25 protein-coding genes are annotated in these 26,256 nt (G+C 71.2%); 11 read left to right on the forward strand and 14 right to left on the reverse strand.

From position 1 onward, the window contains the following. Positions 1-137: 137 nt before the first annotated feature. Together BMY97_RS23020 and folC are read right to left on the reverse strand one after the other, a co-directional pair. On the reverse strand, positions 138-554 hold the full coding sequence (locus tag BMY97_RS23020) for a DUF4233 domain-containing protein (protein ID WP_091619445.1): 417 nt from the start codon (positions 552-554) through the stop codon (positions 138-140). Next, positions 551-2,152: a bifunctional tetrahydrofolate synthase/dihydrofolate synthase gene (gene folC / locus BMY97_RS23025; RefSeq protein WP_177231518.1), complete on the reverse strand. Its 1,602-nt coding sequence runs from the start codon at positions 2,150-2,152 to the stop codon at positions 551-553. Before folC ends, BMY97_RS23020 begins: the two co-directional genes overlap by 4 nt. A 192-nt stretch (positions 2,153-2,344) precedes the next feature. Here folC and BMY97_RS23030 point away from each other — a divergent pair, with 192 nt between their 5' ends. Together BMY97_RS23030 and BMY97_RS23035 are read left to right on the forward strand one after the other, a co-directional pair. Next, entirely contained in the window at positions 2,345-2,968 is a 624-nt protein-coding gene (locus BMY97_RS23030; protein WP_091619447.1) for a class I SAM-dependent methyltransferase, read from the forward strand. 130 nt (positions 2,969-3,098) lie between these two features. Beyond that, positions 3,099-3,986: an SGNH/GDSL hydrolase family protein gene (locus BMY97_RS23035; protein ID WP_091619451.1), complete on the forward strand. Its 888-nt coding sequence runs from the start codon at positions 3,099-3,101 to the stop codon at positions 3,984-3,986. A gap of 197 nt (positions 3,987-4,183) precedes the next feature. Here the strand turns inward: BMY97_RS23035 and BMY97_RS23040 are convergent, their stop codons facing one another. Next, on the reverse strand, positions 4,184-6,814 hold the full coding sequence (locus BMY97_RS23040; protein WP_091619454.1) for a valine--tRNA ligase: 2,631 nt from the start codon (positions 6,812-6,814) through the stop codon (positions 4,184-4,186). Positions 6,815-6,873: 59 nt separating this feature from the next. On the opposite strand from BMY97_RS23040, the gene BMY97_RS23045 reads away from it, so the two are divergent. From BMY97_RS23045 to BMY97_RS23060, 4 genes are all read left to right on the forward strand, one after another. Continuing rightward, positions 6,874-7,212 carry a hypothetical protein gene (locus tag BMY97_RS23045; RefSeq protein ID WP_091619457.1) on the forward strand — a complete coding sequence of 113 codons (339 nt, stop codon included), beginning with the start codon at positions 6,874-6,876 and terminating at the stop codon, positions 7,210-7,212. Between the two features lie 107 nt (positions 7,213-7,319). Then, on the forward strand, positions 7,320-7,757 hold the full coding sequence (locus BMY97_RS23050) for a MarR family winged helix-turn-helix transcriptional regulator (RefSeq protein ID WP_091619459.1): 438 nt from the start codon (positions 7,320-7,322) through the stop codon (positions 7,755-7,757). An 89-nt stretch (positions 7,758-7,846) separates the two neighbouring features. Next, a complete protein-coding gene (locus tag BMY97_RS23055; protein ID WP_091619842.1) occupies positions 7,847-9,172 on the forward strand; it encodes an MFS transporter in 1,326 nt (441 codons plus the stop codon). 53 nt (positions 9,173-9,225) lie between these two features. Then, positions 9,226-11,538: an FdhF/YdeP family oxidoreductase gene (locus BMY97_RS23060; protein ID WP_091619462.1), complete on the forward strand. Its 2,313-nt coding sequence runs from the start codon at positions 9,226-9,228 to the stop codon at positions 11,536-11,538. Between the two features lie 11 nt (positions 11,539-11,549). Here the strand turns inward: BMY97_RS23060 and BMY97_RS23065 are convergent, their stop codons facing one another. From BMY97_RS23065 to BMY97_RS23075, 3 genes are read right to left on the reverse strand one after another with little or no spacing between them, the layout of a single operon-like run. Next, positions 11,550-13,001: an LCP family protein gene (locus BMY97_RS23065; RefSeq protein ID WP_091619465.1), complete on the reverse strand. Its 1,452-nt coding sequence runs from the start codon at positions 12,999-13,001 to the stop codon at positions 11,550-11,552. A gap of 56 nt (positions 13,002-13,057) precedes the next feature. Beyond that, positions 13,058-13,804 carry an SDR family NAD(P)-dependent oxidoreductase gene (locus tag BMY97_RS23070; protein ID WP_091619467.1) on the reverse strand — a complete coding sequence of 249 codons (747 nt, stop codon included), beginning with the start codon at positions 13,802-13,804 and terminating at the stop codon, positions 13,058-13,060. Continuing rightward, positions 13,801-14,223: a VOC family protein gene (locus BMY97_RS23075; protein ID WP_091619471.1), complete on the reverse strand. Its 423-nt coding sequence runs from the start codon at positions 14,221-14,223 to the stop codon at positions 13,801-13,803. Before BMY97_RS23075 ends, BMY97_RS23070 begins: the two co-directional genes overlap by 4 nt. 73 nt (positions 14,224-14,296) lie before the next feature. On the opposite strand from BMY97_RS23075, the gene BMY97_RS23080 reads away from it, so the two are divergent. Continuing rightward, complete coding sequence (locus tag BMY97_RS23080) at positions 14,297-14,980, forward strand: GntR family transcriptional regulator (RefSeq protein ID WP_091619473.1); 684 nt, start codon at positions 14,297-14,299, stop codon at positions 14,978-14,980. A gap of 358 nt (positions 14,981-15,338) precedes the next feature. Here BMY97_RS23080 and BMY97_RS23085 read toward each other — a convergent pair whose 3' ends face one another. The 4 genes from BMY97_RS23085 to BMY97_RS23095 form a co-directional block, all read right to left on the reverse strand. Further along, positions 15,339-16,595, reverse strand: a complete 1,257-nt coding sequence (locus tag BMY97_RS23085) for an MFS transporter (RefSeq protein ID WP_177231500.1) — start codon at positions 16,593-16,595, stop codon at positions 15,339-15,341. Next, positions 16,595-17,119, reverse strand: coding sequence for an ArsR/SmtB family transcription factor (locus BMY97_RS23090; protein ID WP_091619476.1), 525 nt, complete (start codon positions 17,117-17,119; stop codon positions 16,595-16,597). The genes BMY97_RS23085 and BMY97_RS23090 overlap by 1 nt, the downstream gene beginning before the upstream one ends. An 80-nt stretch (positions 17,120-17,199) precedes the next feature. Beyond that, positions 17,200-17,346, reverse strand: coding sequence for an MFS transporter small subunit (locus tag BMY97_RS47150; protein WP_177231501.1), 147 nt, complete (start codon positions 17,344-17,346; stop codon positions 17,200-17,202). Then, positions 17,346-18,698, reverse strand: a complete 1,353-nt coding sequence (locus BMY97_RS23095; RefSeq protein ID WP_091619478.1) for an L-lactate MFS transporter — start codon at positions 18,696-18,698, stop codon at positions 17,346-17,348. Before BMY97_RS23095 ends, BMY97_RS47150 begins: the two co-directional genes overlap by 1 nt. Positions 18,699-18,809: 111 nt before the next feature. Here BMY97_RS23095 and fdhD point away from each other — a divergent pair, with 111 nt between their 5' ends. Beyond that, the gene (fdhD, locus tag BMY97_RS23100) at positions 18,810-19,634 is read left to right on the forward strand and encodes a formate dehydrogenase accessory sulfurtransferase FdhD (protein ID WP_091619481.1); all 825 of its coding nucleotides are present in this window, start codon (positions 18,810-18,812) and stop codon (positions 19,632-19,634) included. 4 nt (positions 19,635-19,638) lie between these two features. On the opposite strand, the gene BMY97_RS23105 is transcribed toward fdhD, so the two are convergent. Beyond that, the gene (locus BMY97_RS23105; RefSeq protein WP_091619484.1) at positions 19,639-20,229 is read right to left on the reverse strand and encodes a TetR/AcrR family transcriptional regulator; all 591 of its coding nucleotides are present in this window, start codon (positions 20,227-20,229) and stop codon (positions 19,639-19,641) included. 100 nt (positions 20,230-20,329) lie between these two features. On the opposite strand from BMY97_RS23105, the gene BMY97_RS23110 reads away from it, so the two are divergent. Next, complete coding sequence (locus tag BMY97_RS23110; protein ID WP_091619488.1) at positions 20,330-21,301, forward strand: SMP-30/gluconolactonase/LRE family protein; 972 nt, start codon at positions 20,330-20,332, stop codon at positions 21,299-21,301. On the opposite strand, the gene BMY97_RS23115 is transcribed toward BMY97_RS23110, so the two are convergent. Beyond that, positions 21,298-22,659 carry a carotenoid oxygenase family protein gene (locus BMY97_RS23115; protein ID WP_091619490.1) on the reverse strand — a complete coding sequence of 454 codons (1,362 nt, stop codon included), beginning with the start codon at positions 22,657-22,659 and terminating at the stop codon, positions 21,298-21,300. The two genes, BMY97_RS23110 and BMY97_RS23115, sit on opposite strands and share 4 nt — an antisense overlap. 68 nt (positions 22,660-22,727) lie before the next feature. Here BMY97_RS23115 and BMY97_RS23120 point away from each other — a divergent pair, with 68 nt between their 5' ends. Beyond that, a complete protein-coding gene (locus BMY97_RS23120) occupies positions 22,728-23,420 on the forward strand; it encodes a TetR/AcrR family transcriptional regulator (protein ID WP_091619493.1) in 693 nt (230 codons plus the stop codon). 81 nt (positions 23,421-23,501) lie between these two features. Beyond that, positions 23,502-24,383 (forward strand): alpha/beta hydrolase, encoded by an 882-nt coding sequence (locus BMY97_RS23125; protein WP_091619848.1) that lies wholly within the window; start codon positions 23,502-23,504, stop codon positions 24,381-24,383. Between the two features lie 4 nt (positions 24,384-24,387). Here the strand turns inward: BMY97_RS23125 and BMY97_RS23130 are convergent, their stop codons facing one another. Next, positions 24,388-24,795: a hypothetical protein gene (locus tag BMY97_RS23130; RefSeq protein ID WP_245787441.1), complete on the reverse strand. Its 408-nt coding sequence runs from the start codon at positions 24,793-24,795 to the stop codon at positions 24,388-24,390. Positions 24,796-24,900: 105 nt separating this feature from the next. Continuing rightward, a complete protein-coding gene (gene clpX / locus BMY97_RS23135; RefSeq protein WP_091619498.1) occupies positions 24,901-26,196 on the reverse strand; it encodes an ATP-dependent Clp protease ATP-binding subunit ClpX in 1,296 nt (431 codons plus the stop codon). Between the last annotated feature and the right edge of the window lie 60 nt (positions 26,197-26,256).

Here is a 26,256-nt window from a genome sequence, read left to right on the forward strand (position 1 = left end):
CCGGACTTTTCTGGACCGGCAAGTCCACTCAGTGGTGGCCACCCGCGGGGACCACGAAGCGACGGCGCGGCTGCCGGGGGCGTCTTCGCGCCTGTCGGACGACGTCGTCGCTGTAGGTCGCCGGGAAGTGCCGGGCGTCAGGCCTGGGGCTGCTGGCTCATCAGGGTGCCCGCGGCCATGCGGCGGGCGACGTCGCGGCGCAGCCACAGCAGCCACAGGTACACGGCCAGGAAGACCACGCCGATGATCGCGATCGCGGGCAGGGCGCCGGCCATCGCGATCAGGCCCAGTTGCAGCACGAGCACCACGGGCAGGGCCCAGACGCGCTTGATCATCCCGCACAGCACCACCAGGACCAGCGCGATGGCGAGCACCGACCAGCCGAGGAAGCTGGAGATGCCGTCGCCGAGCTTGTTGATCACCGGCAGCGCGAGCGCCACGGTGATCGCCTCCAGGATCAAGGTGCCCGCGACGACGCCGCGGAAGCCCTTCATCGGGTCCTTGGGCGGCGGGGTGACCGTCTTGGCCGCCGGGGTTTCGGGGGTCTCACTCATGACGGCTCCTTCCCGAACAGCGTGCGCGCGTCGCCCGCCGTGACGACCGAGCCGGTGACCAGCACGCCGCCGCCGGCCAGCGGCTCCTCCGGGTCGTCGGACTGCTCCACCAGGCCGATCGCGGTCTCCACCGCCGTCTCCAGGTCCGGCTCGGCGAGCACGCGGTCCTCGCCGAAGATCGAGATCGCCTGCTCGTTCAGCTCGTCGAGCGGCATCGAGCGCAGGGCCGAGTTCCGGGTGATCACCACCTCGGACACCACCGGCTCCAGCGCGTCGAGGATGCCCCGCGCGTCCTTCTCCGCCATCACCGCGACCACCGCGACCAGGCGGCGGAACGCGAACTCCTCGGCCACCGTGGTGGCCAGCGCCCGGGCGCCCATCGGGTTGTGCGCCGCGTCGATCAGCACCGTCGGCGCCGCGCGCACGCGCTCCAGCCGGCCCGGGTTCTCCACCTCGGCGAACGCTTCGCGCACGGCCTCGATGACCAGCTGCTTGTCTTTGCCCGCACCGAAAAACGCCTCGACGGACGCGAGCGCGAGCGCCGCGTTGGCCGCCTGGTGCGCGCCGTGCAGGGGCAGGAAGATGTCGTCGTACACGCCGCCGAGGCCCTGCAGCTTGAGCAGCTGGCCGCCGACCGCGACCTCGCGCTCCAGCACCCCGAACTCGCTGCCCGCGCGCGCCACCGCGGCGTCGACCGAGACCGCGCGCTCGAGCAGCACGTTCAGCACGTCCTGGTCCTGCTCGGCGATCACCGCGACGGAGCCGGGCTTGATGATCCCGGCCTTCTCGCGGGCCGCGTCCACAGCCTTCGGGCCGAGGTACTCGACGTGGTCGATGCCGATCGGGGTGATCACCGCGACGTCGCCGTCCGCGACGTTCGTGGCGTCCCAGGCGCCGCCCATGCCCGCCTCGACCACGGCGGCCTCCACCGGCGCGTCCGAGAACGCGGCGAACGCCATCCCGGTGAGCACCTCGAACTTGCTCATCGGCACGCCGTCCTCGCTCGCGCCGTCGACCATCGTGACGTACGGGGCGACGTCGCGGAACAGGTCCACGTACTTCGCGGCGGAGATCGGGTGCCCGTCCAGTGCGATGCGCTCGGTGACGAGCTGCAGGTGGGGGCTGGTGTAGCGGCCGACGCGCAGGCCCATCCGGGTCAGCAGCGCGTCGATCATGCGCGAGACGGAGCCCTTGCCGTTGGTGCCGGCGACGTGCAGCACGGGGTACCCGCGGTGCGGCTCGCCCAGCAGTGTGACCAGCGCCTCGATCCGCGCCAGCGAGGGCGCGATCTTCGTCTCCGGCCAGCGCTGGTTCAGCTCCGCCTCGACGGCCATCAGCTCACGGCGCGCCTGCTGCCCGTTCGGGTCGGACGGCTGCTCCTCGACGCCCTGGTCGTCCAGCTCGTGCAGTTCGGCGTCCTCGGCCCCGAGCAGGTCGGGCACCGGGCCGGTGGCCAGGTTGTCGCCCAGCTGCCCGATGCCGCCGATGCCGCCGCGCGAGCCGCCGCCCACGGTGTACGCGGCGTCGGGGGCGTCCAGGTCGGGGTCGATGTCGTCGGATTCGCCGTGTTCGTCGGAGGCATGGGCGCGGGCGCCCAGCTCGTCGACACCGGCGAAGCTGTCCGGATCCGCGAGGTCCCGGCGACGCCCCCGGCCGCCTTCGAAATCACCGTCGAGCTCTTCGTCCCCGAACGGCTCGTCCTCACCACGCGGCACGCGACCGCTCCCCTCGACACCCTGGTTCACCTGACCAGACGAGTCTACGTGCGCGGTTCCTGGCAGTCTCGGGCCATGCCGTTCGACCACAACCACCACTACCACCCGCTCCTGCTGGCCCAGCTGCCGCCGGGGCCGGGGCGGGCGCTCGACGTCGGCTGCGGCAGTGGGCGGTTCGCCCGCCGCCTGGCCGCGGCCGGGCTGAGCGTGGACGCGATCGACCGGTCCGCGCCGATGATCCGGCTGGCCGGGGCCACCGGCTCCCCCGGGCCCGGCGAGATCGACTTCCGCCGCGCCGACATCACCACCCAGCCGCTGCCCTCCGAGCACTACTCGTTCATTTCCTGTCTGGCCTCGCTCCACCACGTGCCGTTCGAGACGGTGACGGCCCTGCGCGAGGCGCTCGAGCCCGGCGGCGTGCTGGCGGTGCTGGGGCTGGCGCGGCCGAGCACGATCACCGACCACGCGCGATCGCTCGCGGCGGTCCCGGTGAACGCCGCCGCCCGGCTGATCGCCTACGCCGCCGATCGGCTCAACGGCGGCGTGGACGCCCTGCCGCCCGCCCCCGTGCACCTGGAGTTCCCGCGGTTCACCGAGGTCCGGGCCGATTCGCAGCGGCTGCTGCCCGGCAGCACGGTGCGGCCGCTGCTGTTCTGGCGCTACCTGCTGACGTACCGGAAACCGTTGGGAGACGGGTGATCCACTGCCGCGCTTCACCCCATTGCCGGGTGAAGTGCGGCGCGACCACCCTTTCGGCGGCAGGCAACCGGCGCCGGGCTGGGCAAACGTGAACGGTGTCCGTGATCCCGGCCCGGAGAACGAGGTCCTGATGCGTCTCACCCGGCTCGTTTTCGCCGCCCTCGCGGCGGTGGCCCTGCTCGCCGCCTCGGCCACCGCCGCGTCGGCCGCTCCCCGCTCGACGCACTACCGCCACTACGTCGCGCTCGGCGATTCGTACACGGCGGGCCCGCTCATCCCGCTGCTGCGGCTCGACCCAGTGGGCTGCGTCAAGTCGACCGGCAACTACCCGGCGATCCTCGCCGCCCGGCTGCAGGTGGACACCTACACCGACATCAGCTGCTCCGGCGCCGACACCTCGGACATGACGCAGGCGCAGAGCGTGCTGCTCGGCACGAACCCGCCGCAGCTGAGCGCGCTGCGGGCCGACACCGACCTGGTGACGCTCGGCATCGGCGGCAACGACTCTGGCGTCTTCGGCACCCTGGTCGGCACCTGCCCCGGGCTGCGCGCGAGCGACCCGACCGGCAACCCGTGCCAGCAGCACTTCACCTCGAACGGCGTGGACACCATCAAGGCGAAGCTGGGGACCACACAGCAAAACGTCCGGACGGTGCTGGCCGGGATCCACGCGCGCTCACCACAGGCGAAGGTCGTGGCGGTCGGCTACCCGCGGATCGCACCGGAATCCGGCTACTGCCCGGACACCCTGCCCTTCGCCGACGGGGACTACGCCTGGCTCTCCAGCGTCGAGGAAGCGCTGAACTCGGCCATCCAGAACGCCGTGGCCGCCGACGGCACCGCGTCCTATGTGGACACCTTCGGCCCGTCGGCCGGGCACGACGCGTGCGCCGGTGGCGCCGCGTGGATCAACGGCAAGGACACGCTGCTGCTGGCCGCCGCCGCGTACCACCCGCTGGCCCGCGGGATGGCCGGGATGGCCGCGGTGATCGCCGGACAGCTGAACTCCACCAGCTGAACTCCGCTCGCCAGACCCCGACCGCCCTCACCCACCAGGCCTACTGAACCCACACGCGAGATCGCCGCCGCCGTCTGGACCGAGCGATTCCGCCCGGCCCCTCGGGCCGGGCGGAATCGGGAGGGAAGACGGCGGCTCAAGGGCGATCTCGCCGCCTCGGCGGAGCCGAGGCAGACAACACAGCGGTGGCTGAGACCTTATGAAGGCAGAGCCGCCAGGCGAGCCGTAATACGGTCGATCTCCGCCACCGCGGTCTCGCGGCGCAGCTTGATCTTCTCGATCACCGGAGCCGGGGCCTTGGCGATGAAGGACTCGTTGCCGAGCTTGCCCTCGGTCTGCGAAAGCTCCTTCTCGGCCACGCCCAGGTCCTTCTGCAGACGCTTGCGCTCGGCGGCGACGTCGACGGTGCCGGACAGGTCCAGCTCCACCGTCACGATGCCGGTGGCCAGCGCGACCTCCAGCGAGGCGCTCGCGGAGAAGCCCTCCTCCGCCGGGGTCAGGCGGACCAGCGAGCGGATCGAGTCCTCGTGCCCGGACACCTCGGCGAAGCCCGCGCCCGCAACCCGCGCAGCCACCTTCTGCCCCGGCTTCAGGCCCTGGTCGGCGCGGAAGCGGCGGACCTCCGTGACGAGCTTCTGCACGTCGGCGATCCGGGCGTCGGCCACCGCGTCCGCGTAGCCCTCGAACGGCTTCGGCCACGGCGCGATCACCAGCGACTCGCCGCCGGTCAGCGCGATCCACAGCTTCTCGGTGATGAACGGGATGAACGGGTGCAGCAGCCGCAGCACCGTGTCCAGCACGTGCCCGAGCACCGACCGCGTGGCCGTGACCCGCGCGTCGTCGCCCTGGTACAGCTGGACCTTCGCCAGCTCCAGGTACCAGTCGCACAGCTCGTTCCAGGTGAACTGGTAGAGCGCGGCCGCCACCTTGGCGAACTGGAAGTCCTCGAACAGTCCGTCCACTTCGGACACCAGGGCGCCGAGGCGGCCGAGGATCCAGCGGTCGGCCTCGGTCAACGCGGGCGCGGCGGGCAGCCCGGCCGACACCGAGGCGCCGTTCATCATCGCGAACTTGCTGGCGTTCCACAGCTTCGTGCCGAAGTTGCGGGAGCCGGCGGCCCACTCGTCGGCCAGCGCCATGTCGCCGCCCGGGTTCGCGCCGCGGGCGAGGGTGAAGCGGGTGGCGTCGGCGCCGTAGGCGTCCATCCACTCGAGCGGGTCGATCACGTTGCCGCGCGACTTCGACATCTTCTTGCCCTGCGCGTCGCGGATCAGGCCGTGCAGGTAGACGTGGTCGAACGGCTGGACGCCGGCCATCTCCTGGACGCCGAACATCATCATCCGCACGACCCAGAAGAACAGGATGTCGTAGCCGGTGGACAGCACGCTGGTCGGATAGAACTTCCGCAGATCGGCGGAATCGGCGGGCCAGCCCATGGTCGACATCGGCCACAGGCCCGAGGAGAACCAGGTGTCCAGCACGTCCGGGTCCTGCGTCCAGCCCTCGCCCGCGGGCGGCTGCTCGTCCGGGCCCACGCACACGACCTGGTCGTCCGGGCCGTACCAGACCGGGATCCGGTGGCCCCACCACAGCTGGCGCGAGATCGTCCAGTCGTGCATGTTGTCGACCCAGTCGAAGTAGCGCTTCTCCAGCTCGGCCGGGTGGATCCTGGTCCGGCCGTCGCGCACCGCGTCGCCCGCCGCGCGGGCCAGCTCCTCGACCTTCACCCACCACTGCAGCGAAAGCCGCGGCTCGACCACCGTGTCGCACCGCGAACAGTGGCCCACGGCGTGCACGTACGGCCGCTTCTCGGAGACGATCCGGCCCTGCTCCCGCAGCGCCGCGACCACCGCGGGCCGCGCCTCGAACCGGTCCAGGCCCTCGAACGGCCCGGGCACGGTGACCTCGGCACGCTCGTTCATCACGGTCAGCATCGGCAGGTCGTGCCGGCGGCCGATCTCGAAGTCGTTCGGGTCGTGCGCCGGGGTCACCTTCACCGCGCCGGTGCCGAACTCGGGGTCGACGTGCTTGTCGGCCACGATCGGGATCCTGCGGCCGGTCAGCGGCAGCTCGACCTCAGTGCCGACCAGGTGCGCGTACCGCTCGTCGTCCGGGTGCACGGCCACGGCGGTGTCGCCCAGCATGGTCTCCGCGCGGGTGGTGGCGACCACGATCGCGTCGGCCCCGTCGCCGTAGCGGATGGAGACGAGCTCGCCGTCGTCGTCGCTGTGGTCCACCTCGATGTCCGAAAGCGCGGTCTGGCACCGCGGGCACCAGTTGATGATGCGCTCGGCGCGGTAGATCAGGCCGGCGTCGAAGAAGTTCTTGAACACCGTCTGCACGGCCTGGGACAGGTTCTCGTCCATGGTGAAGCGCTCGCGCGACCAGTCGACGCCGTCGCCGAGCCGCTTCATCTGGCCCAGGATCTTGCCGCCGTACTCGGCCTTCCACTCCCAGACGCGCTCGACGAACTTCTCCCGGCCCAGGTCGTGACGGGACAGGCCCTCGCCGGCGAGCTGGCGCTCGACCACGTTCTGCGTCGCGATGCCGGCGTGGTCCATGCCGGGCAGCCACAGCACCTCGTAACCCTGCATCCGGCGACGGCGGCTCATGGCGTCCATCAGGGTGTGGTTGAGCGCGTGGCCCATGTGCAGGCTGCCGGTCACGTTCGGCGGCGGCAGTACGATCGAGAACGGCGGCTTGTCCGACGTGGCATCGGCCGTGAAGTACCCGGCCGCTACCCAGCGGTCGTACATGGGTGCTTCTTCGGCGGCCGGGTCCCAGGCGCCCGGAAGGTCGGTGGTCTGCTGCGGAGCGTTCTCGGTCACAATGGACAAGTCTACGAACCCGCTCCGGCGGGGTTACGCAGGGGGAAAGGGGTACCCGGATGACACGCCCGGAAGAGCCGGACGACCGGATCGAGACGCATCCGGACCTCATCGACCCGAACTGGCAGAAACACGCCGAAGTGGATGCCTGGCTGGGCGCGAAGAAGGAGATGAAGAAGCGCCGCAAGCGTGAGCGCCGCACCGGCGCGCCGCAGCGGTACGGCGCCCAGGCCGCGCCGAGCCGCTGGCCGGGCATCCTCGCCGTGACGGGCCTGATCGTGCTGCTGGTCGCCGCGATCGTCGTGCACCAGGTCCAGGGCGTCGGCGTGAACGAGCAGTCGGTGCAGTACGTCTTCGGCCTCGGCGCGCACACGCTGCCGGTCACGCACCTGTACTGAGCTTTCGCCGCGAAGGCCTCCTTGCCCGCGCCCGGCGCCGGCAAGGGGGCCTTCGTCGCGTCCGGGCCATTTTGCACAGGCCGGGCTACACAGTCTAGACTGTGGATATGGCCACCGTCCCCGCTCACGTCGCCGAGTCCGCCGGCTGGATCCGCGGCGTCGTCGGCCAGCTGCACCGGCGGCTGCGGCAAGTCGACAACGCCGAGATCCTCACGCCTTCGCAATCGGCGGTGCTGAACCGGCTCGACCGCGAAGGACCCGCCACGCAGGGCGAACTCGCCGCGGCCGAGCACGTGCGGCAGCAGTCGATGGCCGCGACGCTGGCCGCGCTCGACGAACTCGGCTACCTCAGCCGCACGCGTGACCCGGCGGACGGGCGGCGCAGCGTCGTCAGCCTGTCCGGGCTGGGCACCAAGACCGTGCGCGGGATCCACCAGCACCGCAACGAGTGGATCGCGAACGCGCTGGTCGCCGAGCTGAGCGGCGAAGAGCTGGAGACCGTCCGCCGAGCACTGCCGCTGCTGCAGCGGATCGCGCAGCACTGACCCCCGAAACCCCGAACGAAGGAGCCGTGACGAGCACCGCCACCAGCACCGCACCCGCCCGCTTCGGTTTCCGGCTCGTCACCCCGCTGGTGGCGAGCGCGGTGCTGAACCCGATCAACTCCACCCTCATCGCCGTCGCGCTCGTGCCGATCGGGCAGAGCTTCGGCGCCGGGCCGGGCCGCACGGCCTGGCTGATCTCCGCGCTCTACCTGGCCACGGCCGTCGGTCAGCCGGTGGTCGGGCTGCTCGTGGACCGTTACGGCGCCCGCCGGGTGCTGCTGTCCGGCGCGGCCGTGGTGATGGCCGCCGGGATCGCCGGGCTGGTGCCGGTCTCGGTCGGCTGGCTGACCGGCGTCCGCGCGGTGCTCGGCATCGGCACCTGCGCCGGCTTCCCCGCCGCGATGGCGGTGCTGCGCAAGCACGCCGACGCCGCCGGCCAGGGCGTGCCGGCGCGGGTGCTCTCGGTGCTGTCGCTGTCCTCGCAGACGGTCATGGTGATCGGCCCGACGCTGGGCGGGGTGCTCATCGGGCTGTTCGGCTGGCCGGCGATCTTCGCGGTGAACATCCCGCTCGCGGGTATTTCGTTGCTGCTGGCCGTCTTCTGGGTGCCGAAGGACGCACCGGCCCGGCCGGCGGGCGAGCGGCCGGAGCCGATCGACGTGCTCGGCATCGTGCTGTTCTCCCTCGCCCTGCTGGTGCTGCTGTGCTACCTGATGGCGCCGGGCATCGGCGACCTGTGGCTGCTCGCGGTGGCCGCCGCCGTCGGCGCCGCGTTCGCCCGGCGCGAGCTGCGCGTCCGGCACCCGTTCATCGACCTGCGGATGCTCGCCGCGAACCGTGCGATCCTGCGCACCTACCTGCGCCAGTCGCTGAGCTTCATGGCGATCTACGCGATCATGTTCGGCTACGTCCAGTGGCTGGAGGAGGGCCGCGGGTTCACCGAGTCCGTGTCCGGCCTGCTGCTCCTGCCGATGTCCGCGGTCGCCGTCGGCGCGGCGGCGATGTCCGGCCGCGCGACCGGCGTCCGGGCCCGGCTGCTGGTGGTCGCCGTGGCGCTGCTCGGCGGCTCGGTGACGCTGCTGTTCGTCACCGACCGGACCTGGCTCGGCGCGCTGCTGGGCCTGGTCGCGTTGTTCGGCCTGGCCCAGGGCCTGACCAGCGTCGCCAACCAGACCACGCTCTACCGCGAGGCCCCGGCCGAGACGATGGGCACGGCCAGCGGGCTCTTCCGCACCGCCCAGTACCTCGGCGCCATCGTGGCCGCCACCGTGATCGCCCAGTGTTATGGCGGGCACGCCGACTCCGGCGGCCTGCACCGGCTGGGCCTGGTGCTGATCGTGGTCAGCGCCCTGCTGCTGGTCGTGACCGTGGCCGACCGCGGGCTGCGGCGCACGGCACGGGCCGAGCGCTCATGAAAAAACGCGATCCGGCTTGGGGAAACGGACCGGCAAGGCGCACGATGTGGGGCATGACCCGTGAAGCGCCGACGAATGACGTGGACGAGACCCGCCTCGAGGTGGGCAAGCCCAAAAGCTGGGCCGCCGGCATACCGGGCGTCGCGGTCTCCCTCGCCCGCGGCGTCGAGCAGATGGGTGTCGTGCGCACGGCCCGCACGCTGCGGCTGCTGAACCAGCGCGACGGCTTCGACTGCCCCGGCTGCGCCTGGCCCGAGCCACGGCAGGTCGACGGCGAGAAGCGCAAGCTGGCGGAGTTCTGCGAGAACGGCGCGAAGGCGGTCGCCGAAGAAGCCACCAAACGGCAGGTCGGGCGCGAGTTCTTCGCCGCGCACGCGGTCGCCGACCTGGCCGGCAAGACCGACTACTGGCTGGGCCAGCAGGGGCGCGTCACGGAGCCGTTCGTGCTGCGCGAGGGCGCCACCCACTACGAGCCGATCTCCTGGGACGACGCGTTCGGCCTGGTCGCCGACGAGATGACCGCGCTGGCCAGCCCGGACGAGGCGATCTTCTACACCTCCGGTCGCACCAGCAACGAGGCCGCGTTCCTGTACCAGCTGCTGGTGCGCTCGTTCGGCACCAACAACCTGCCGGACTGCTCGAACATGTGCCACGAGTCCTCGGGCGCCGCGCTGACCACGAGCACCGGCATCGGCAAGGGCTCGGTGTCGCTGGCCGACATCCACCACGCCGACCTGATCGTGGTCGTCGGGCAGAACCCGGGCACCAACCACCCGCGCATGCTCTCGGCGCTGGAGCAGTCGAAGGGCAACGGCGCCAAGGTGATCGCCGTCAACCCGCTGCCCGAGGCCGGCCTGATGCGGTTCAAGAACCCGCAGAACGTGCGCGGGGTGGTCGGCGAGGGCACGCCGCTGGCCGACGAGTTCGCGCAGATCCGCCTCGGCGGCGACCTCGCGCTGTTCCAGGCCGTGGGCCACCTCCTGCTCGCCTGGGAGGAGGAGGCGCCCGGCACGATCGTCGACCGGCAGTTCGTGGAGAAGTCCACGCACGGCTTCGAGGACTACGCCAAGAACCTGCGTGAGCTGGACTGGCCCGAGACCGAGCGCGCCACCGGCCTGCCGCGCGAGCAGATCGAGCACATCGCCCGGATGATCGCGACCTCCGAGCGCACCATCTACTGCTGGGCGATGGGGCTGACGCAGCACAAGCACGCCGTGCCGACGATCTCCGAGGTCGCGAACCTCGCGCTGATGCGCGGCATGATCGGCAAGCCGGGCGCGGGCCTGTGCCCGGTACGCGGCCACTCGAACGTGCAAGGCGACCGCACGATGGGCGTCTGGGAGAAGATGCCGGAGCCGTTCATGGACGCGCTCGACGAGGAGTTCGGCATCAAGGTGCCGCGCGAGCACGGCTGGGACACCGTCGACTCGATCCGCGCGATGCTCGACGGCCGCGGCAAGGTGTTCTTCGCGATGGGCGGCAACTTCGCCGCGGCCACACCGGACTCCGAGCGGACCGAGCAGGCCCTGCGCTCGTGCTCGATGACCGTGCACGTCTCGACCAAGCTCAACCGCTCGCACGTGGTGCACGGCCGCACGGCGCTGATCCTGCCGACGCTCGGCCGCACCGAGCGTGACGTGCAGGCCTCGGGCCCGCAGTTCGTCACCGTCGAGGACTCCATGTCGCAGGTGCACGCCTCCCGCGGGCGGCTCGCGCCGGCGAGCGAGCACCTGATCTCCGAGGTGGCGATCATCTGCCGGCTGGGCGAGCGGCTGTTCGGCGCGGGCCACGCCGTGCCGTGGCGCACCTTCGAGGCGGATTACGACCTGATCCGCGACCGCATCGCGGCCGTGGTGAAGGGCTGTCAGGACTACAACCGGCGCGTGCGCGAGCCGGACGGCTTCGTCCTGCCGCACCCGCCGCGCGACTCGCGGGAATTCACCGGCACGGCCACCGGCAAGGGCACGTTCACCGTCTCCGAGCTGGAGTACCCGCAGGTGCCCGCGGGCCGGCTGCTGCTGCAGACGCTGCGCAGCCACGACCAGTACAACACCACGATCTACGGCCTCTCCGACCGTTACCGCGGGATCGAGGACGGCCGCCGCGTGGTGTTCGTCAACCCGGACGACCTGGCCGAACTGGGCATCGCCGACGGCGAGATCGTCGACCTGGTCTCCGAATGGCGGGACGGCGATCGCCGGGCGCCGCAGTTCCGCGCCGTCTCGTACCCGACGGCCCGCGGTTGCGCGGCGGCGTACTTCCCGGAGGCGAACGCGTTGGTGCCGCTCGATTCCGTCGCCGAGAAGTCGAACACCCCGGTGTCGAAGGCGATCGTGGTGCGGCTCGAACCGCACCACCACGACTGAGCGCCTCCTGCTCAGTCGACGCAGTTCTCCCCGGCCGAGGAGATCGGCGCATCGCTCGCCCCGGCCGCGCCACCACCACTGTCGGCGGCGCCCTGGCCGTCACCACCGCCCGCGGCCGCGCCCGGACCGGAGTAGACCTGGCCGAGGATGACCTGGATGTGCCCGGCCGGCACGTCCGCGGACTCGGCGGTGGTGAGGCCGCCCAGCAGCTTCGCGACCTGCGCGCCCTGGGCTGCGAGGTCCGCGCCGTACCGCACCACCGAAGTGCGGCGGGCCGGGGCGTTGCCCGTCTGGCCGGGGGTGAAACCCTTGTCCTTCAACGCCGCCGCGACGCGGGCAGCCAGGCCGCTCGCGTCGCCCGCGTTCGACACGTCCACGGTCGGGCCCTGCCCCGCCGGTGCCCCGGGCGGCGCGGCCGCGGGCGGGGCGCCGATCAGCCCGGCCGCGAACGCCTTGACCTGTGCGGGATCCACCTGCACGGCCGTCCACGTCGGATGCTGCCTGTTGTAGCGGTAGTCGGGGTTGGCCACCGGGATGGTGGAGAACTGGATGCCGCCGCCGGTGATCCCGTGCAGCTGGCCGACGAAGTCCAGCAGGTTCCACGAACTGTCGATGACCACGGACTTCTTCACCGCGTCGATCAGCGCGCCCAGCTTGCCCGGGTCGGTGAGCGTGCCCGCGGAGAGCACCTCGTGCGCCAGCGACGCGAGGAAGACCTGCTGGCGCACCACGCGGTCGAGGTCGCTGCGCGGGAGGTTCTTGCGCTGGCGGACGAACGCGAGCGCGTCGGCGCCGGAGACCTTCTGCGGCCCCTTCGGGAAGTTCGCGCCGGAGTCCTCGTCCTTCGTCGCCTCCTTGAGGCACACCGGCACCCCGCCGACGGCGTTGCTGATGTCGTAGAAGCTCAGCAGGTTCACCTCGGCGAAGTGGTCGATGGTCACGCCGGTGAGGTCCTCCACCGCCTGCCGGGTCGCCCGGCGCCCGGCGGTCAGGGACGCCTCCCTGATCTTGTCCTTGTCCGTCTCGCCCGCCGCGCGCAGCCGCGAAGCCTCGGCCGCCTTGGCCTTGCCGAACGCGGAGTTGATCTTGTCCGGCCCGCCCGCCATCTGGACGTAGGAGTCGCGCGGGATGGAGAACGCCTTGATGCTCTCCTGCCCGTTCGGGATGCGCAGCACGATCAGGGTGTCGGTGAGGTCGTCGCCGTTGGGCCCGGCGCGCAGCTCCTCCAGCACGTTCTTGGGCAGCGGGTTGCCCTGCATGTCGTCGCGCGAGTCCCGGCCCACCAGCAGGATGTCGAGCGAGCCGTCGGCCGGCTGCTCACCGGGCGTCGTCGGCGCGCCGCCGCCGAGCACGTCGCTGCGCGTGACCTCGTCGAGGGAGCTCAGCGTCGAGTAGCCGTAGGCCGTGCCGGCGAACGTCACCAGTGCCAGCGCCGAGACGGCGATCTTTCCTGCTATCCGCACACCCCTACCGACGCGTCCGGTCCCCCGTTTGCTGCATCGGTGACCCAGCTCACAGCTCAGCGCAGGTAGGAGGCGCCGTTCAGGTCGAGCACCGCGCCCGACGCCCAGGTCGCCCCGGCCGAAGCCAGGTAGACGACGGCGTCGGCGATCTCGGCCGGCTCCGCGACGCGGCCGAAGGGGCTCTGCCCGCGCACCTCGTCGGTGATCCGGTCGGCGACCCGCTCGGTGGCGGTGAACCCGGGAGCCACCGACGTCACCGAGATCCCGTGTGGCGCCAACGCCACCGCGAGCGACTGGCCCAGCGAGTGCAGCGCCGCCTTGCCCGCCCCGTACGCCGGGTAGTCCGGCTCGCCGCGAAAAGCCCCGCGCGAGCCGACATTCACGATCCGTCCCGGCGCGCCACGGGCGATCAGGTGCCGCGCGACGCAGTAGGAAAGGTTGGCGGCGCCGAACAGGTTGACGTCGAGCGTCTCCCGCCACACCCGCTGCCAGTCCGCATAGGACACTTCCGGCACCGGCGTGGCGGTCGCCGGCGTGGTGCCGACGGCGGCGTTGTTCACCAGCACGTCGACGCCGCCGAGGCCTTCCTCGGCGGCATCCGCGATCCGTTGCACCGCTTCGGGTTCGGCGAGGTCACCGGAGACCAGGACGTGCCCGGTCCCGGCGAGTGACGCCAGCGCCTCCTCGGCGGCCGCGGCGTTCGATCCATAGTGGACGGCCACCCGGTCGCCCCTGGCCGCGAAGGCGGTGGCGATCGCGCGGCCGATGCCGCGGGACGCGCCGGTGACCAGCACGCCGCTCATCGGGCGAACAGCTGCGACTCGTCGCGGAACGCCTTGAACTCCAGGGCGTTGCCCGCGGGATCGTGCAGGAACATCGTCCACTGCTCCCCCGGCTCCCCGGCGAAGCGCTGGTACGGCTCGATCACGAACTCCGTGCCCGCCTCGCGCAGCCGGCCGGCCAGCACGTGGAACCCCTCGACGTCGAGGACCAGGCCGAAGTGCGGCACGGGCACCTCGTGGCCGTCCACCGGGTTGCGGCCGGCCTCGGCGCGGGCCCCCGGGACGACGTGCGTGACCACCTGGTGGCCGTGGAAGTCCCAGTCGACCCAGGCGCCGGCCGAGCGGCCCTCGGCGAGGCCGAGCACACCGCCGTAGAACGCGCGGGCGCGGCCGAGGTCGTCGACCGGGATGGCGAGGTGGAAGGCGGGACGGGCGGCCATGGTGCTCCTCGGGTCGGCGAACGGGGCGTGTTTCACCTTGATCTGACGATGTCCGAATGTCAACATTAGCTTCATGGACGTCACACCGCTGGGGAAAGCCGCCCGCCGCGGCCTCGCCGAGGAGGCCGCGGACCGCGTGCGCGACGCGATCTTCGCCGGGCATTTCGCGCCGGGCGCGCCGCTGCGGGAGGTCGAGCTGGCCGCGTCGCTGGAGATCAGCCGCGGCTCGGTGCGCGAGGGCCTGGCGCAGCTCGAACGCGAAGGCCTGGTGCACGGCGGCTGGCACCGCCCCACCACCGTCGTCGAAGTGACCCCCGCCGACGTCGAAGAGGTCTATTCCGTCCGCGCGGCGCTCGACCGCCTCGCCGCGACCACCGCCCGCTCGGGCGCGACCCCCGGCGATCTGGCCCGGCTGGACGAGCTGGTGGACACGATGGCGGCGGAAGTCGCCCACGCCGACGGCCCACGCCTGCTGGCCCTCGACATCGCCTTCCACGACCACGTCTACGCCGCCGCGGGCAACCGCCGCCTCACCGACGCGTGGCAGGCCGTGCGCTCGCAGGTGTACCTGTTCCAGCTCCAGCGCGTGTCCCTCAGCCACGACCACTACCGCTCACGCGTGGTGACCGAGCACCGCGAACTGGCGACCCTCCTGCGCGACGGCGACCCGGACGCGCTGGCCCGGGTCGCCGAGGAACACGTCGACTCCGCGCGCCGCAGCCTGCTCACGGACTTGGCAAAATCCCGCCGAGCCTGACGGCCGTCAACCGTCCACGGAGGACACCTCGGACGGTCGCGCCGGCTCGCGCTGGTCATACCCGAGACCACCACCGCCATCACGACGAGCCGACGCCCCGGACGCGCTGACCCGGGTCGCCGAGGAACACGTCGACTCCGCTCGCCGCAGCCTGCTCACGGACCTGGCGAAATCCCGCCGAACCTGACGGCCGTCAACCATCCACGGAGGACACCTCGGACGGTCGCGCTGGTCACCCGCGACCACCACCATCACCGCGGCGTTCCACGATCTGACCAGAGTTGCCGAAGAACACGTGAACTCCGCGCGCCCCAACCTGCTCACAGACCTGGCAAAGCCACGGCGAACCTGACGGCCGTCAACCATCCACAGAGGACACCTCGGACGGTCGCGCAGCGGCCGCGGCCAGTGCTGCCTCGATCCGGCGGTTGCTGGTCATTCCCGCGACCACCACCGTCATCACGGCCAGTACCCCGGCGGCGGCCAGGTACGGCGCGCGCAGCCCGGCGACCGACGCCAGCCAGCCGCCCAGTACGGCGCCGACCGGGCCGGCCGAGATGGAGACCAGGCGGGACGCGGCGCCTACTCGGCCCATCAGCCGGGCCGGGACGATGGCCTGGCGGACGGACCAGCCGAGCACCATCGTCGCCGCCATGGCGCAGCCGCAGAGGACGAAGGCGGCGCCGACCCCGACGCCGTTGCTCGCGAATCCGACGACCAGCATCGCGGCCACCTCGGCCACCGCCGTGACCGTGAGCGCGGTTCCGGTGCCCAGCCGTTTCTCCAGCGGCCCGGCCAGGAACGCGCCGATCAGGCCGCCGAGCGCCTCGGCCGCGAGCAGCAGGCCGTAGCCCACCGAGTGCAGGCCGAGCACATCGCGCGCGTACAGCGCGAGCACGGCTTCTGCGCCCGCGTAAGCAAAGTTGCCGACGGCGGGCCGCAGGGCGAGGCCCAGCAGGACCCGGTCCCGCAGCACGTACGACGCCCCCTCGCGCGCGTCGGCCCACAGGCTCCGGCCCGGCTCCCGCGGGGGCGGCGGCACCTTCGGCAGCGACCGGATCAGCAAGGCGCTGCCCACGAACGACACCGCGTCGACCACGAACGGCAGCGTGCGCCCGACCGAGAACAGGAAGCTGCCCGCGGGCGGCCCCAGGAACTGCCCGGCCGCGGTCGACGCACCACGCAGGCGGCTGTTCGCCTTGCGCAGCAACGTCCGGTCGCGCGCGAGCAGATCCGGCAGGTACGCCTGCGCGGCCGTGTCGAAGAACAGCTCCCCGACCCCGAGCAGGAAAGCCAGCAGCAGCAACGCGGGGATGCCGATCAGCCCCATCGCCCCGGCCACCACCGTGACCAGCAGCAGCAGGGCCCGCGCGGCGTCCGCGAGCCACATCGTGCGCCGCCGGTCCCAGCGGTCCACCAGCGCGCCGCCGACCAGCCCCAGCAACGGATACGGCAGCAGGGCCGCCACCGTCACCAGGCTGACCACCACGGGGTCGCTGCTCAGCGCGACGGCGAACAGCGGCAGCGCGGCCAGGTACGCGCCGTCGCCCAGTGAGGAAACCGTTGCGGCCGACCACAGGCGCCCGAAGGCGCGCGGCATCTTCGGCTCGGTCATCAGGCGCCCCCGGGGCGGAAGAACGCGATCGCGGCGGTGGCCGCGGGCTCGTCCGGGTCACGCGCGTCCCGCAGCTCGTCGAGCAGCGCGCCGAGGCGCCGTTCGAACTCCGCGAACTGGGTCTCGCCGATCCGGGTGTGCTGCATCCGCACCCACCGCGGCGAGCCCTCCGGCGCCGCCTCCAGGTCGGCGAGCGCGTGCCGCATCAGCACGTCCGCCTGCCCCGGCCCGGGTTCCGGCAGCACGATCCGGCGCGCGACGTGCGCGTAGTACCGCTCCACGACCCCGCGCACCTTCCGCGTGCGCACGACGTGGATCAGTCCGGCGCGCTCCAGCACGCGCACGTGGTAGCTCGAACTGCCCTTCGCCAGGTCGAGCCGCTCGGCGATCTGCGTGATCGTCGCCGGCCCGTCGCGCAGCACCGCGAGCACGCGGTGGCGCACCAGATTGCTGACCGCCCGCAGCTGGTCCGTGGTCCGGACGTGGACGGCGTCGTCCGGCGGTGTGTAGTCGTCCCCAGTCATGGGAGTCAATGGTCAACGAGTCTTGACCATTAGTCAAGCGGAAAGCCCCCGGACGGATCCGGGGGCTCCGCGGGCCGCGCTCAGCCGCCGAAGAGGTCGACGACCTTCAAGATCAACTCGTACACCCCGTAGAGGAACGGCACGAGCACCCACAACCACGCGATCACGAGCAGCGCGGTCCGGGCGCCCGAACGCGTCACGGCGGGCTCTTCCGAAGATGCGGTCATCACGCCTCACTCCCCACCTGGTCGCGGCCCACCGGCTCGTGGAACTTCTCCTTGACCGGCCGGACGAACTCGTTGGCGATGAAGCCCACCACGAGCAGCGCGATCATGATGTAGAACGACGTCGAGTACAGGTCCGGGCCGGACTTGCCGGCGGACTTCTCGCTGTCCGCGATGCCGTCGACGATCAGCGGGCCGAGCACGCCGGCCACCGACCACGCGGTGAGCAGCCGTCCGTGGATCGCGCCCACCTGGTAGTTGCCGAACAGGTCCTTCAGGTACGCCGGGAGCGTCGCGAAGCCACCGCCGTAGAAGGAGAGGATCAGCATGGCGCAGAGCACGAACACGACCTTCGACGAGTTCGTGGTCAGCGCGATGACCAGGTACAGCAGGGCGCCGACGCCGAGGTAGAAGCGATAGATGTTCTTACGCCCCACCAGGTCCGAAGTGGACGACCAGACGAACCGGCCGAGCATGTTCGTCAGCGACAGCATCGCGACGAACCCGGCGGCCGCCGCGGTGCCGACCGGCGTCGAGGTGTTCTTGAAGAAGTCCCCGATCATCGGCGCGGCCTTCTCCAGGATGCCGATGCCCGCGGTCACGTTGAGGCACAACACGATCCACAGGCACCAGAACTGCGGCGTCTTGAGCGCGTTGGCCGCCGAGACGTTGCCGGCGGAGATCATCGCCTTGGCCTGCACGGCCTTCGGCTCGAAGCCCCGCGGCTTCCAGCCCTCGGCCGGCACGCGCACGATCAGCACGCCCATGGTCATGAACACCGCGTACACGAGGCCGTGGATGAGGAACGCGGTGGCGATGTCGCCGGTGGTGGGCGCGGTGCCGAGCATCGCCGACGACCACGGCGAGGCGATCAGCGCGCCGCCGCCGAAGCCCATGATCGCGATGCCGGTGGCCATGCCCGGCCGGTCGGGGAACCACTTGATCAGCGTCGACACCGGTGAGATGTAGCCGATGCCGAGCCCGATCCCGCCGATGCCGCCGTAGCCGACGACCACGAGCCAGAACTGCCCGGTCGCCACGCCGAGCGCGGAGACCAGGAAGCCGGCGCCGAAGCACACGGTCGCGACGAACATCGCCCAGCGCGGGCCGTTCTTCTCGACCAGGGTGCCGCCGAACGCCGCCGACAGCCCGAGCATCACGATGCCGAGCTGGAACGGCAGGCCGGACTGGGTGCCCGAGAGGTGCATCGTCTTCTCGAGCGGGGTCTTGAAAACGCTCCACGCGTAGGCTTGGCCGATCGACAGGTGGATCGAAAGCGCCGCCGGCGGGACCAGCCAGCGCGTCCAGCCGGGCGGTGCGACGATACGAGAGCGGGCCAGGAAGCCGATGGCCATCGTCAGACTCCTCCGAACTGTGGGTGGTTCAGGGAATGTATTACCAAATTCCCGGCGTTGCACCGTCTGAATGTCGTACGTTCGGGCCGGGTTGCGAGGAGAGGTGGACAAATGGGTCGGGTCACCGTGCGCCGTCCGGTGCGCAAGATCACCGCGGACGGTGAGCGGCGGCGGCCGGATTCACTGGCCGCCGAGGAGCCGCTGGAGCTGCGCGTCGGCGGGAAAGCGCTGGCAGTGACCATGCGCACGCCGGGGCACGACGTCGAACTGGCCCACGGTTTCCTGCTCTCGGAAGGCGTGCTCGGCTCCCGCGAGGACGTCTCCACGGCCCGCTACTGCGACGGCGTGGACGATCAGGGAAGAAATACTTACAACGTCCTGGATGTGACACTCGCACCTGGAGTGGCTCCACCCGAGACGGGTGTCGAGCGGAACTTCTACACCACCTCCTCGTGCGGCGTCTGCGGCAAGGCCGCGCTGGACGCGGTGAAGCTGCGCAGCCGGTTCTCCCCCGCCGAGTCCACCTTCGCGGTGAAGACCGACGTGCTGGTGCGGCTGCCGGACCGGTTGCGGGAACAGCAGAAGGTGTTCGCCTCGACCGGCGGGCTGCACGCCGCCGCGCTGTTCGACCCGGACGGCGAGCTGCTGGTGGTCCGAGAGGACGTCGGCCGGCACAACGCCGTGGACAAGGTGCTCGGCTGGGCGCTGCAGTCCGGCCGCATTCCCGCGCCCGGCCACGGATTGCTGGTCTCCGGCCGGACCTCCTTCGAGCTGGTGCAGAAGGCCGCGATGGCCGGCATCGGCCTGCTCGCCGCGGTGTCCGCGCCGTCCTCGCTGGCCGTGGAGCTGGCGGAGGAGAACGGCATGACGCTGATCGGCTTCCTGCGCGGCGACAGCTTGAACCTCTACACCGGCGACCACCGGGTGCTGACCTGAGCCGTCAGTCCGGCCACAATGTCCTGACGGCGTCCGGGAAACCGGCCACCCCACGCGGGCCGAGCAGCGCCAGGTTGAACAGGAAACCGGGCAGGATCGACAGGATCACCTGGGCGAGCGCGTCCGCGGGAGCCCCGGCCCAGGCCCCGTCCCGCTGCCTTGCGCGGACGAGTGCGGCCACGTCCTCGCTCATGGCCGTGGCCGCCGCCTCCAGCCGCCGGGCCAGCTCCGGGTTGCGCAGGGCCTCGGACCAGACCATCAGCGCCATGGCGGCCAGCTGCCGGTCGCGGTGCCGTTCGGTGACCGCGGTCAGCAGCTCCGCCAGCACCTGACCGACCCCGCGCTCGCCGTCGCCGCGGGCCAGCGCGGTGCTCAGCACCTCGGCGACGTCGTCCAGGTTCTGGGCGGCGACGCCGACGATCAGGTCCTCCTTCTTCGGGAAGTACCGGTAGACCGCGCCCGCGGACTTGCCGGCCTCGGTGAACACGTCCTGCATGGACGTGCGGTGAAAACCGTTGCGGACGAAGCACCTCCGCGCCGCCGCCAGGATCTCGGCGCGCTGATCGTCCTTGTACTGCCGGCTCACCCGCGGCATGGCCCCGTCCTTCCCCACCGGTTTGACACCCGGTGCGGCCGAGCCTACCGTAGAAAAAAAGCGGACGTCCGTCCTCTTTTATCCGCGAAGGAGGATCGCCATGCCGATCACCCCCGTCCCGGCCGTCGCCCTGACCCCGGTCGCGCGCTTCCCGAAGGGCTACTTCCTGGAGAACCTCGTGGTCCGCGCCGACGGTTCCGTGCTGATCACCACGGTCATCCAGCAGGAACTCTGGCTCGTGCCGGGCACCGCACCGGCGACTCCGGTGCTGGTGCACCGCTTCGACTTCCCGGTCACCGGCATCGTCGAAGCCGGGCCCGACGTCTTCCTCGTCAGCGTGACCGCGGGCTACACCACCCACGAATCGCACCTGGTGCGGATCGACCTCAACGGCTGGACCCCCGGCGAAGCCATTGCCCCGGAGGTCGTCCTCACGTTCGACGACCGGGTCCGCGCCCTCAACGGGAGCTGCCTGCTCGGCCCCCGGGTGCTGGCCGTCGCGGACTGCTTCGCCGGGCTGATCTGGCGGGTCGACCTGGACGAGGGCGCGCGGCGCGCGACCGCCCGGGTCTGGCTGGCCCACGACACCATGGCGGACGATCCGGACGGCGAGGTCGCGCCGCCGCGGCAACCGGGCGTCAACGGGGTTCGCTACAGCGCGCGGACCGGGTACCTCTACTACACCTCGACCGCGCAGAAGGTGTTCATGCGCGTCCCGGTCGACCCGGCGACGCTCGATCCGGCCGGCGGTCCCGAGTTCGTCGCCGCGATCGACAACGCGGACGACTTCTGCCTCGACGAAGAAGCCGGATTCGCTTACGTCACCAGGCATCGCGCCAACACCCTCGACCGGGTGCCGCTCACCCCGCGCCGTGGCAGCGAGGTCCGCCACCTCGCGGGCGACCCGTTCGACGAGCTGCTGATCGGGCCGTCCAGCGCCGCCTGGGGCCGTGACCCCGGCCGGGTCATGTACGTGACCACGGACGGGGGCACCACCGCGCCGCCCGACGGGATCGTCCGCGAGGCCACCCTGCTGCGCGTCGAACTGAACCCGCGGCCCGGGCGATCCTAAACGGACGGAACCCAGTTGCCGTGGAAACCGTGCGGCACCCGGTCGGGCAGGTGCACCGTGGCCACGGTCTCCAGCGTCGCGGCGTCCAGCAGCGCGAGTTCACTGCGGTGCGTGGCGGCGTCGAACACGAAGCCCATCAGCACGCCCTCGTCCTCGGCAGCGTCCACATGGGACGGGATGAACACGAACTCCCCCGGCAGGCGGCCGGCGCCGAACGAGAGCGTCGACGCGGATCCCTTGGCCAGGTCGTGTTTGTACAGCGCGCCGGAGCCACTGAACCCGTTGCCGGCCGCCACCGCGTAACCGTAACGGTGCTGCCGCCCGACCAGCCGCTCGTCGACCCGCGGGAACTCCTGGCCGTGCTCGTCGAGGCGGTCTTCCAGCACCTTCCCGGCGGAGAGGTCGACGGTCCACCGGTCGAGGGTCGGCGTGCCCTCCTCGGGGCCGTGCAGCTCCCGGTCGAACATCTTCGGGTGCCGGACCACGTCGAGCACCACCCGGTCGCCGGCGTCGTGGGCGTTGAGCGGGTGGAAGACGTAACACGGCTCCACGTCGAACCAGCGGACGTCGCCGTTGTCCCCCTCGCGCGGCGTCACCCCGACCCGCGCCGGGTAACGCGGGTTCCAGCGGTACGGCAGTGCGCTGACCCCGCGCCCGGCCATGGCGCGCAACGGATCCGGGGCGCCCACCGCCACCGGCGTCTGGTCCGGCGCGAAGGTGACCGGCAGGTCGTAGAACACCACATACCGCTCGGTGAGGGAGAAGTCGTGCATCATCGGCGCGCCGGTCACCTCGATGTCGACGGTCCGGCGCGCCCGGCCGTCGGTGCCGATCACGCTGTACTGCACCCGGTTCCCGAGCCCGAAGCGGTACGAGACCGCGTGCAGTTCGCCGGTGCGCGGATCACGCTTCGGGTGGGCGGTGTAGCCACCGGGCAAGGTGCCGTCGAAGTCGCACGGGCCGATCGTGTCGAGTTCCTCGGTCAGCTCCCACTGGGGCAGCCCGCCCTCGATCAACGCGAGCGTGCGGCCGGCGTGCCCGATCACGTTGGTGTTGGCGCCGGGTCCGGTGCTCGCGGCGGCCTCGCGCTCCCCCAGCACCCCGGCGAGGTGCGGGGTGCGGATCCAGCGGTTGCGGTACCACTCGGCGCGGCCTCCGCGCAGCCGGACGCCGTGGACCATGCCGTCGCCGAGGAACCAGTGGTAGGTCTCCGGGTCGGTGCCGGCGGGCGGATTGGGGCCGTTGCGCAGATAACGGCCGTCGAGGTACTCGGGGATGTGCCCGGTGACCTCGAGCCGCGTGCTCGTGTGCTCACGGCCGACCGGGGCGAAGTTGTCTTCGAGGAACTGGGTGGCCATCGTCGCCTCCTGAGACATAACCTTGTTATAATTACGAGGTATAACAGAGTTATGCGATACTGGCAAGCATGACCGGGAAGCCTCGCGGCAGTGATGTGAAGGAGCGGCTCGTCGAAGCCGCGGTGCGCCTGCTCGCCGACAGCGGCCCCGAAGCGCTCCAGGCCCGCAAGATCGCGGCCGAGGTGGGAGCGTCCACAATGGCCGTCTACACGCACTTCGGCGGGATGGCGGCCTTGCTGGACGCCGTGGCGTGGGAGGGATTCCGGCGCCTGAGCGCCAATCTCGCGGCGGTGACGCCCACCGAAGACCCGGTGGCCGACCTCCTCGCGATGTCGCTGGCGTACCGGCACACGGCGAGGCAGCACCCGGAGCTCTTCGCGGTCACCTTCGGCCGCTCGAAAGGCCGGAGCCTGGCCGAGATCGTCGCCTCCGATGACCCGAACGAGGGAAGCGCGGCGTTCGGCTACCTGCTGCGCGCCACCGAGCGCGCGATCGAGGCCGGTCGCTTCCACGGCGAGCCGTTCCCGGCCGCGGCACAGCTCTGGAGCGGGGTGCACGGGTACGTCACGCTGGAGACCGCCGGGCACTTCGGGCAACGTCGGCAGGATGTCGAGGACATCTTGGTGCCACTGGGGGTGACCCTGGCGATCGGGCTCGGGGACACTCCGGAGGCAGCCCGCCGATCCGGCGAGTCCGGCCTGGCCGGCTGGCACCGGGCGGAAGTGCGCAGCAGCATGAGGGAGGACGAAGGCAACGCCTGAGCGCCGAGCCGCGTCCTAACGGGTGTGGGGGACGGAGACCAGGTGCGCGAAACGGACGAACCCGCGACGAACCGGCGGTGGATGAGCCGCCGGTCGGCGCTGATCGCGGGTGCCTCGGGACTCGGCGTGGCCGGGCTGGCCGTGGGGACGGCCACCGGCGCCGTGCCGTTCAGCCAAGCGCTGCAACGGGTGCTGGGCGTCGCATCGTCCACTCCGGTCACCCAGCTCGGCAGCAGGCGGGTGGAGCGGGTGTATTCGGCCGCGCGTGGGCGAAATGTCGACCTGGTGTTGCTGCTGCCGAGCAAGAAGCCGCCGCCTGGCCTGCCGATGTCACTGATGCTGCACGGCCTCCACGGCAGCGCGCGCAACGCCGCCCCGAGCGGCCTGCTGAAGCAGCTGGCGAGCGACGTCGCCCGCAAGGCCGTGCCCGCGTACGGCTACGTCGCGGTCGACGGCGGTGACAACTACTGGCACCAGGTCCGCCCCGGCGACGACCCGATGGCGATGCTGCTGGAAGAGGTTCCGCAGTGGCTGCGCGCCCGCGGTTTGGGCGGCCCGGACGGTCTGCCGTTCGCCTGCGCGGGCGTCTCTATGGGCGGCTTCGGCGCCATGCTGTACGGCCGCCGCCGCAACGAACGCCGTCAGCCGCCCGAAGCCGTCGCGGCCATTTCGCCCGCGCTCATCACGTCGTGGCCGGAAATGGCGAAGCGCCACATCTTCACCGGCATGACCGACTGGACGTCGCTGGACCCGCTCCGTCACCTCACCGCGCTGCAGGGCATCCCGACGGCCGTGTGGTGCGGCACCGAGGACTCGTTCATCACCGGGGTGCGCCGGTACATCGCGGCCACCCACCCCGCCATCGGCTACACCGCGAAGGGCAAGCACAGCGACACGTTTTTCCACTCGGTGGTGCCGAGCCTGGTGAGCTTCGTCGGCAAGCACCTGCCCCGCGCGGCCTGAGGGGTCAGGAAGAGACCCAGCGGCCGACGACCGAGATCAGCCAGAAGCCGACCATCGTCGCGACCACGAAGAGGGTGGCCCAGCGCAGCTGCAACGGGCGGCTGTCCGCGGCGCGCAGCAGGCGCAGGAAGTACCAGGCGCCGGCGAACAACGGGATCGGGATGAGCGGCAGCGCCGAAAGCCGGGTCCCGACCGCGACCAGGCAGACCGCCGCGAAAACCGCCAGCATGACGGTGGAAGCGCGGTAGAGCCACGGGCAGCGGGCCAGCACCGAGGCCACGACCCGCTCGCTCAGCTCGACAATGCCGACGGAGCGGCCCGAGGGCTCGTCGGTCTCAACGGGTACCACAGCATCGGCCGGTTCGACGGTCGTGTTGTCCCCGGGGGCTGCGGTCAGCGGCACGGTTGTCATCCACTCCATTATCGCGCCTGCCGCGAACACCTCGTCAGCGGACTCCTATAACGCAGAACTCCGCGGCCACCCGGGCGACAAAACCGGGCGGCCGCGGAACTGCGATCAGGCCGACTTCTCGCCACGCTCGCTGCGCGCGCGGCGGGAGGGCTGCCGCGCCACGATCGTGGGATTCACGTTCTCCCGGACCGTCTGCTCGGTGATCACGACCTTCGCCACGTCGTCGCGGCTCGGGATGTCGTACATCACCGGCTGGAGGACCTCTTCCATGATCGCGCGCAGGCCGCGGGCACCGGTGCCCCGCAGCACCGCCTGGTCGGCGATCGCCTCCAGCGCGGTCTTGGTGAACTCCAGCTCGACGTTGTCCATCTCGAAGAGCTTCATGTACTGCTTCACCAGCGCGTTGCGTGGCTGGGTGAGGATCGAGACCAGCGACTCCTTGTCCAGGTGGTTCACCGTGGCGACCACCGGGAGGCGGCCGATGAACTCCGGGATGAGGCCGAACTTGATCAGGTCCTCGGGCATCGTCTCGGAGAAGACGTCACTGCCCTCGATCTCGGCCTTGGTGCGGATCTCCGCGCCGAAGCCGAGGCCGCGCTTGCCCACGCGCTCGTTGATGATCTTCTCCAGCCCGGCGAACGCGCCGGCCACGATGAACAGCACGTTCGTCGTGTCGATCTGGATGAACTCCTGGTGCGGGTGCTTGCGCCCGCCCTGCGGCGGCACCGACGCCGTGGTCCCCTCGAGGATCTTCAGCAGCGCCTGCTGCACACCCTCGCCGGAGACGTCACGCGTGATCGACGGGTTCTCCGACTTGCGGGCGATCTTGTCGACCTCGTCGATGTAGATGATGCCCGTCTCGGCGCGCTTGACGTCGTAGTCGGCCGCCTGGATCAGCTTCAGGAGGATGTTCTCGACGTCCTCGCCGACATACCCGGCCTCGGTCAGCGCCGTGGCGTCCGCGATGGCGAACGGCACGTTCAGCAGCTTCGCCAGCGTCTGCGCGAGGTAGGTCTTGCCGCAGCCGGTGGGGCCGAGCATCAGGATGTTGGACTTCGCCAGCTCGACCGGCTCGTCCTTGGAGTCCTTGGGCCCGGCCTTGTCGTCGGCCTGGATGCGCTTGTAGTGGTTGTAGACCGCGACGGCCAGCGTCTTCTTCGCGTCGTCCTGGCCGATGATGTACTGCTCGAGGAACTCGTGGATGTCGGCGGGCTTCGGCAGCTCGTCGAGCTTCACGTCGCCGGCTTCGGCCAGCTCCTCTTCGATGATCTCGTTGCAGAGGTCGATGCACTCATCGCAGATGTAGACCCCGGGGCCGGCGATGAGCTTCTTCACCTGCTTTTGGCTCTTCCCGCAGAAAGAACATTTCAGCAGGTCGCCGCCGTCACCGATCCGTGCCATGGCCGTTGACCTCGTCCCCTCCGGTGCGCGAAACACGCACCTGACACTTCGCTCGCCGCC

The sequence above is a fragment of the Amycolatopsis saalfeldensis genome (genome assembly GCF_900110575.1).
GTDB lineage: Bacteria > Actinomycetota > Actinomycetes > Mycobacteriales > Pseudonocardiaceae > Amycolatopsis > Amycolatopsis saalfeldensis.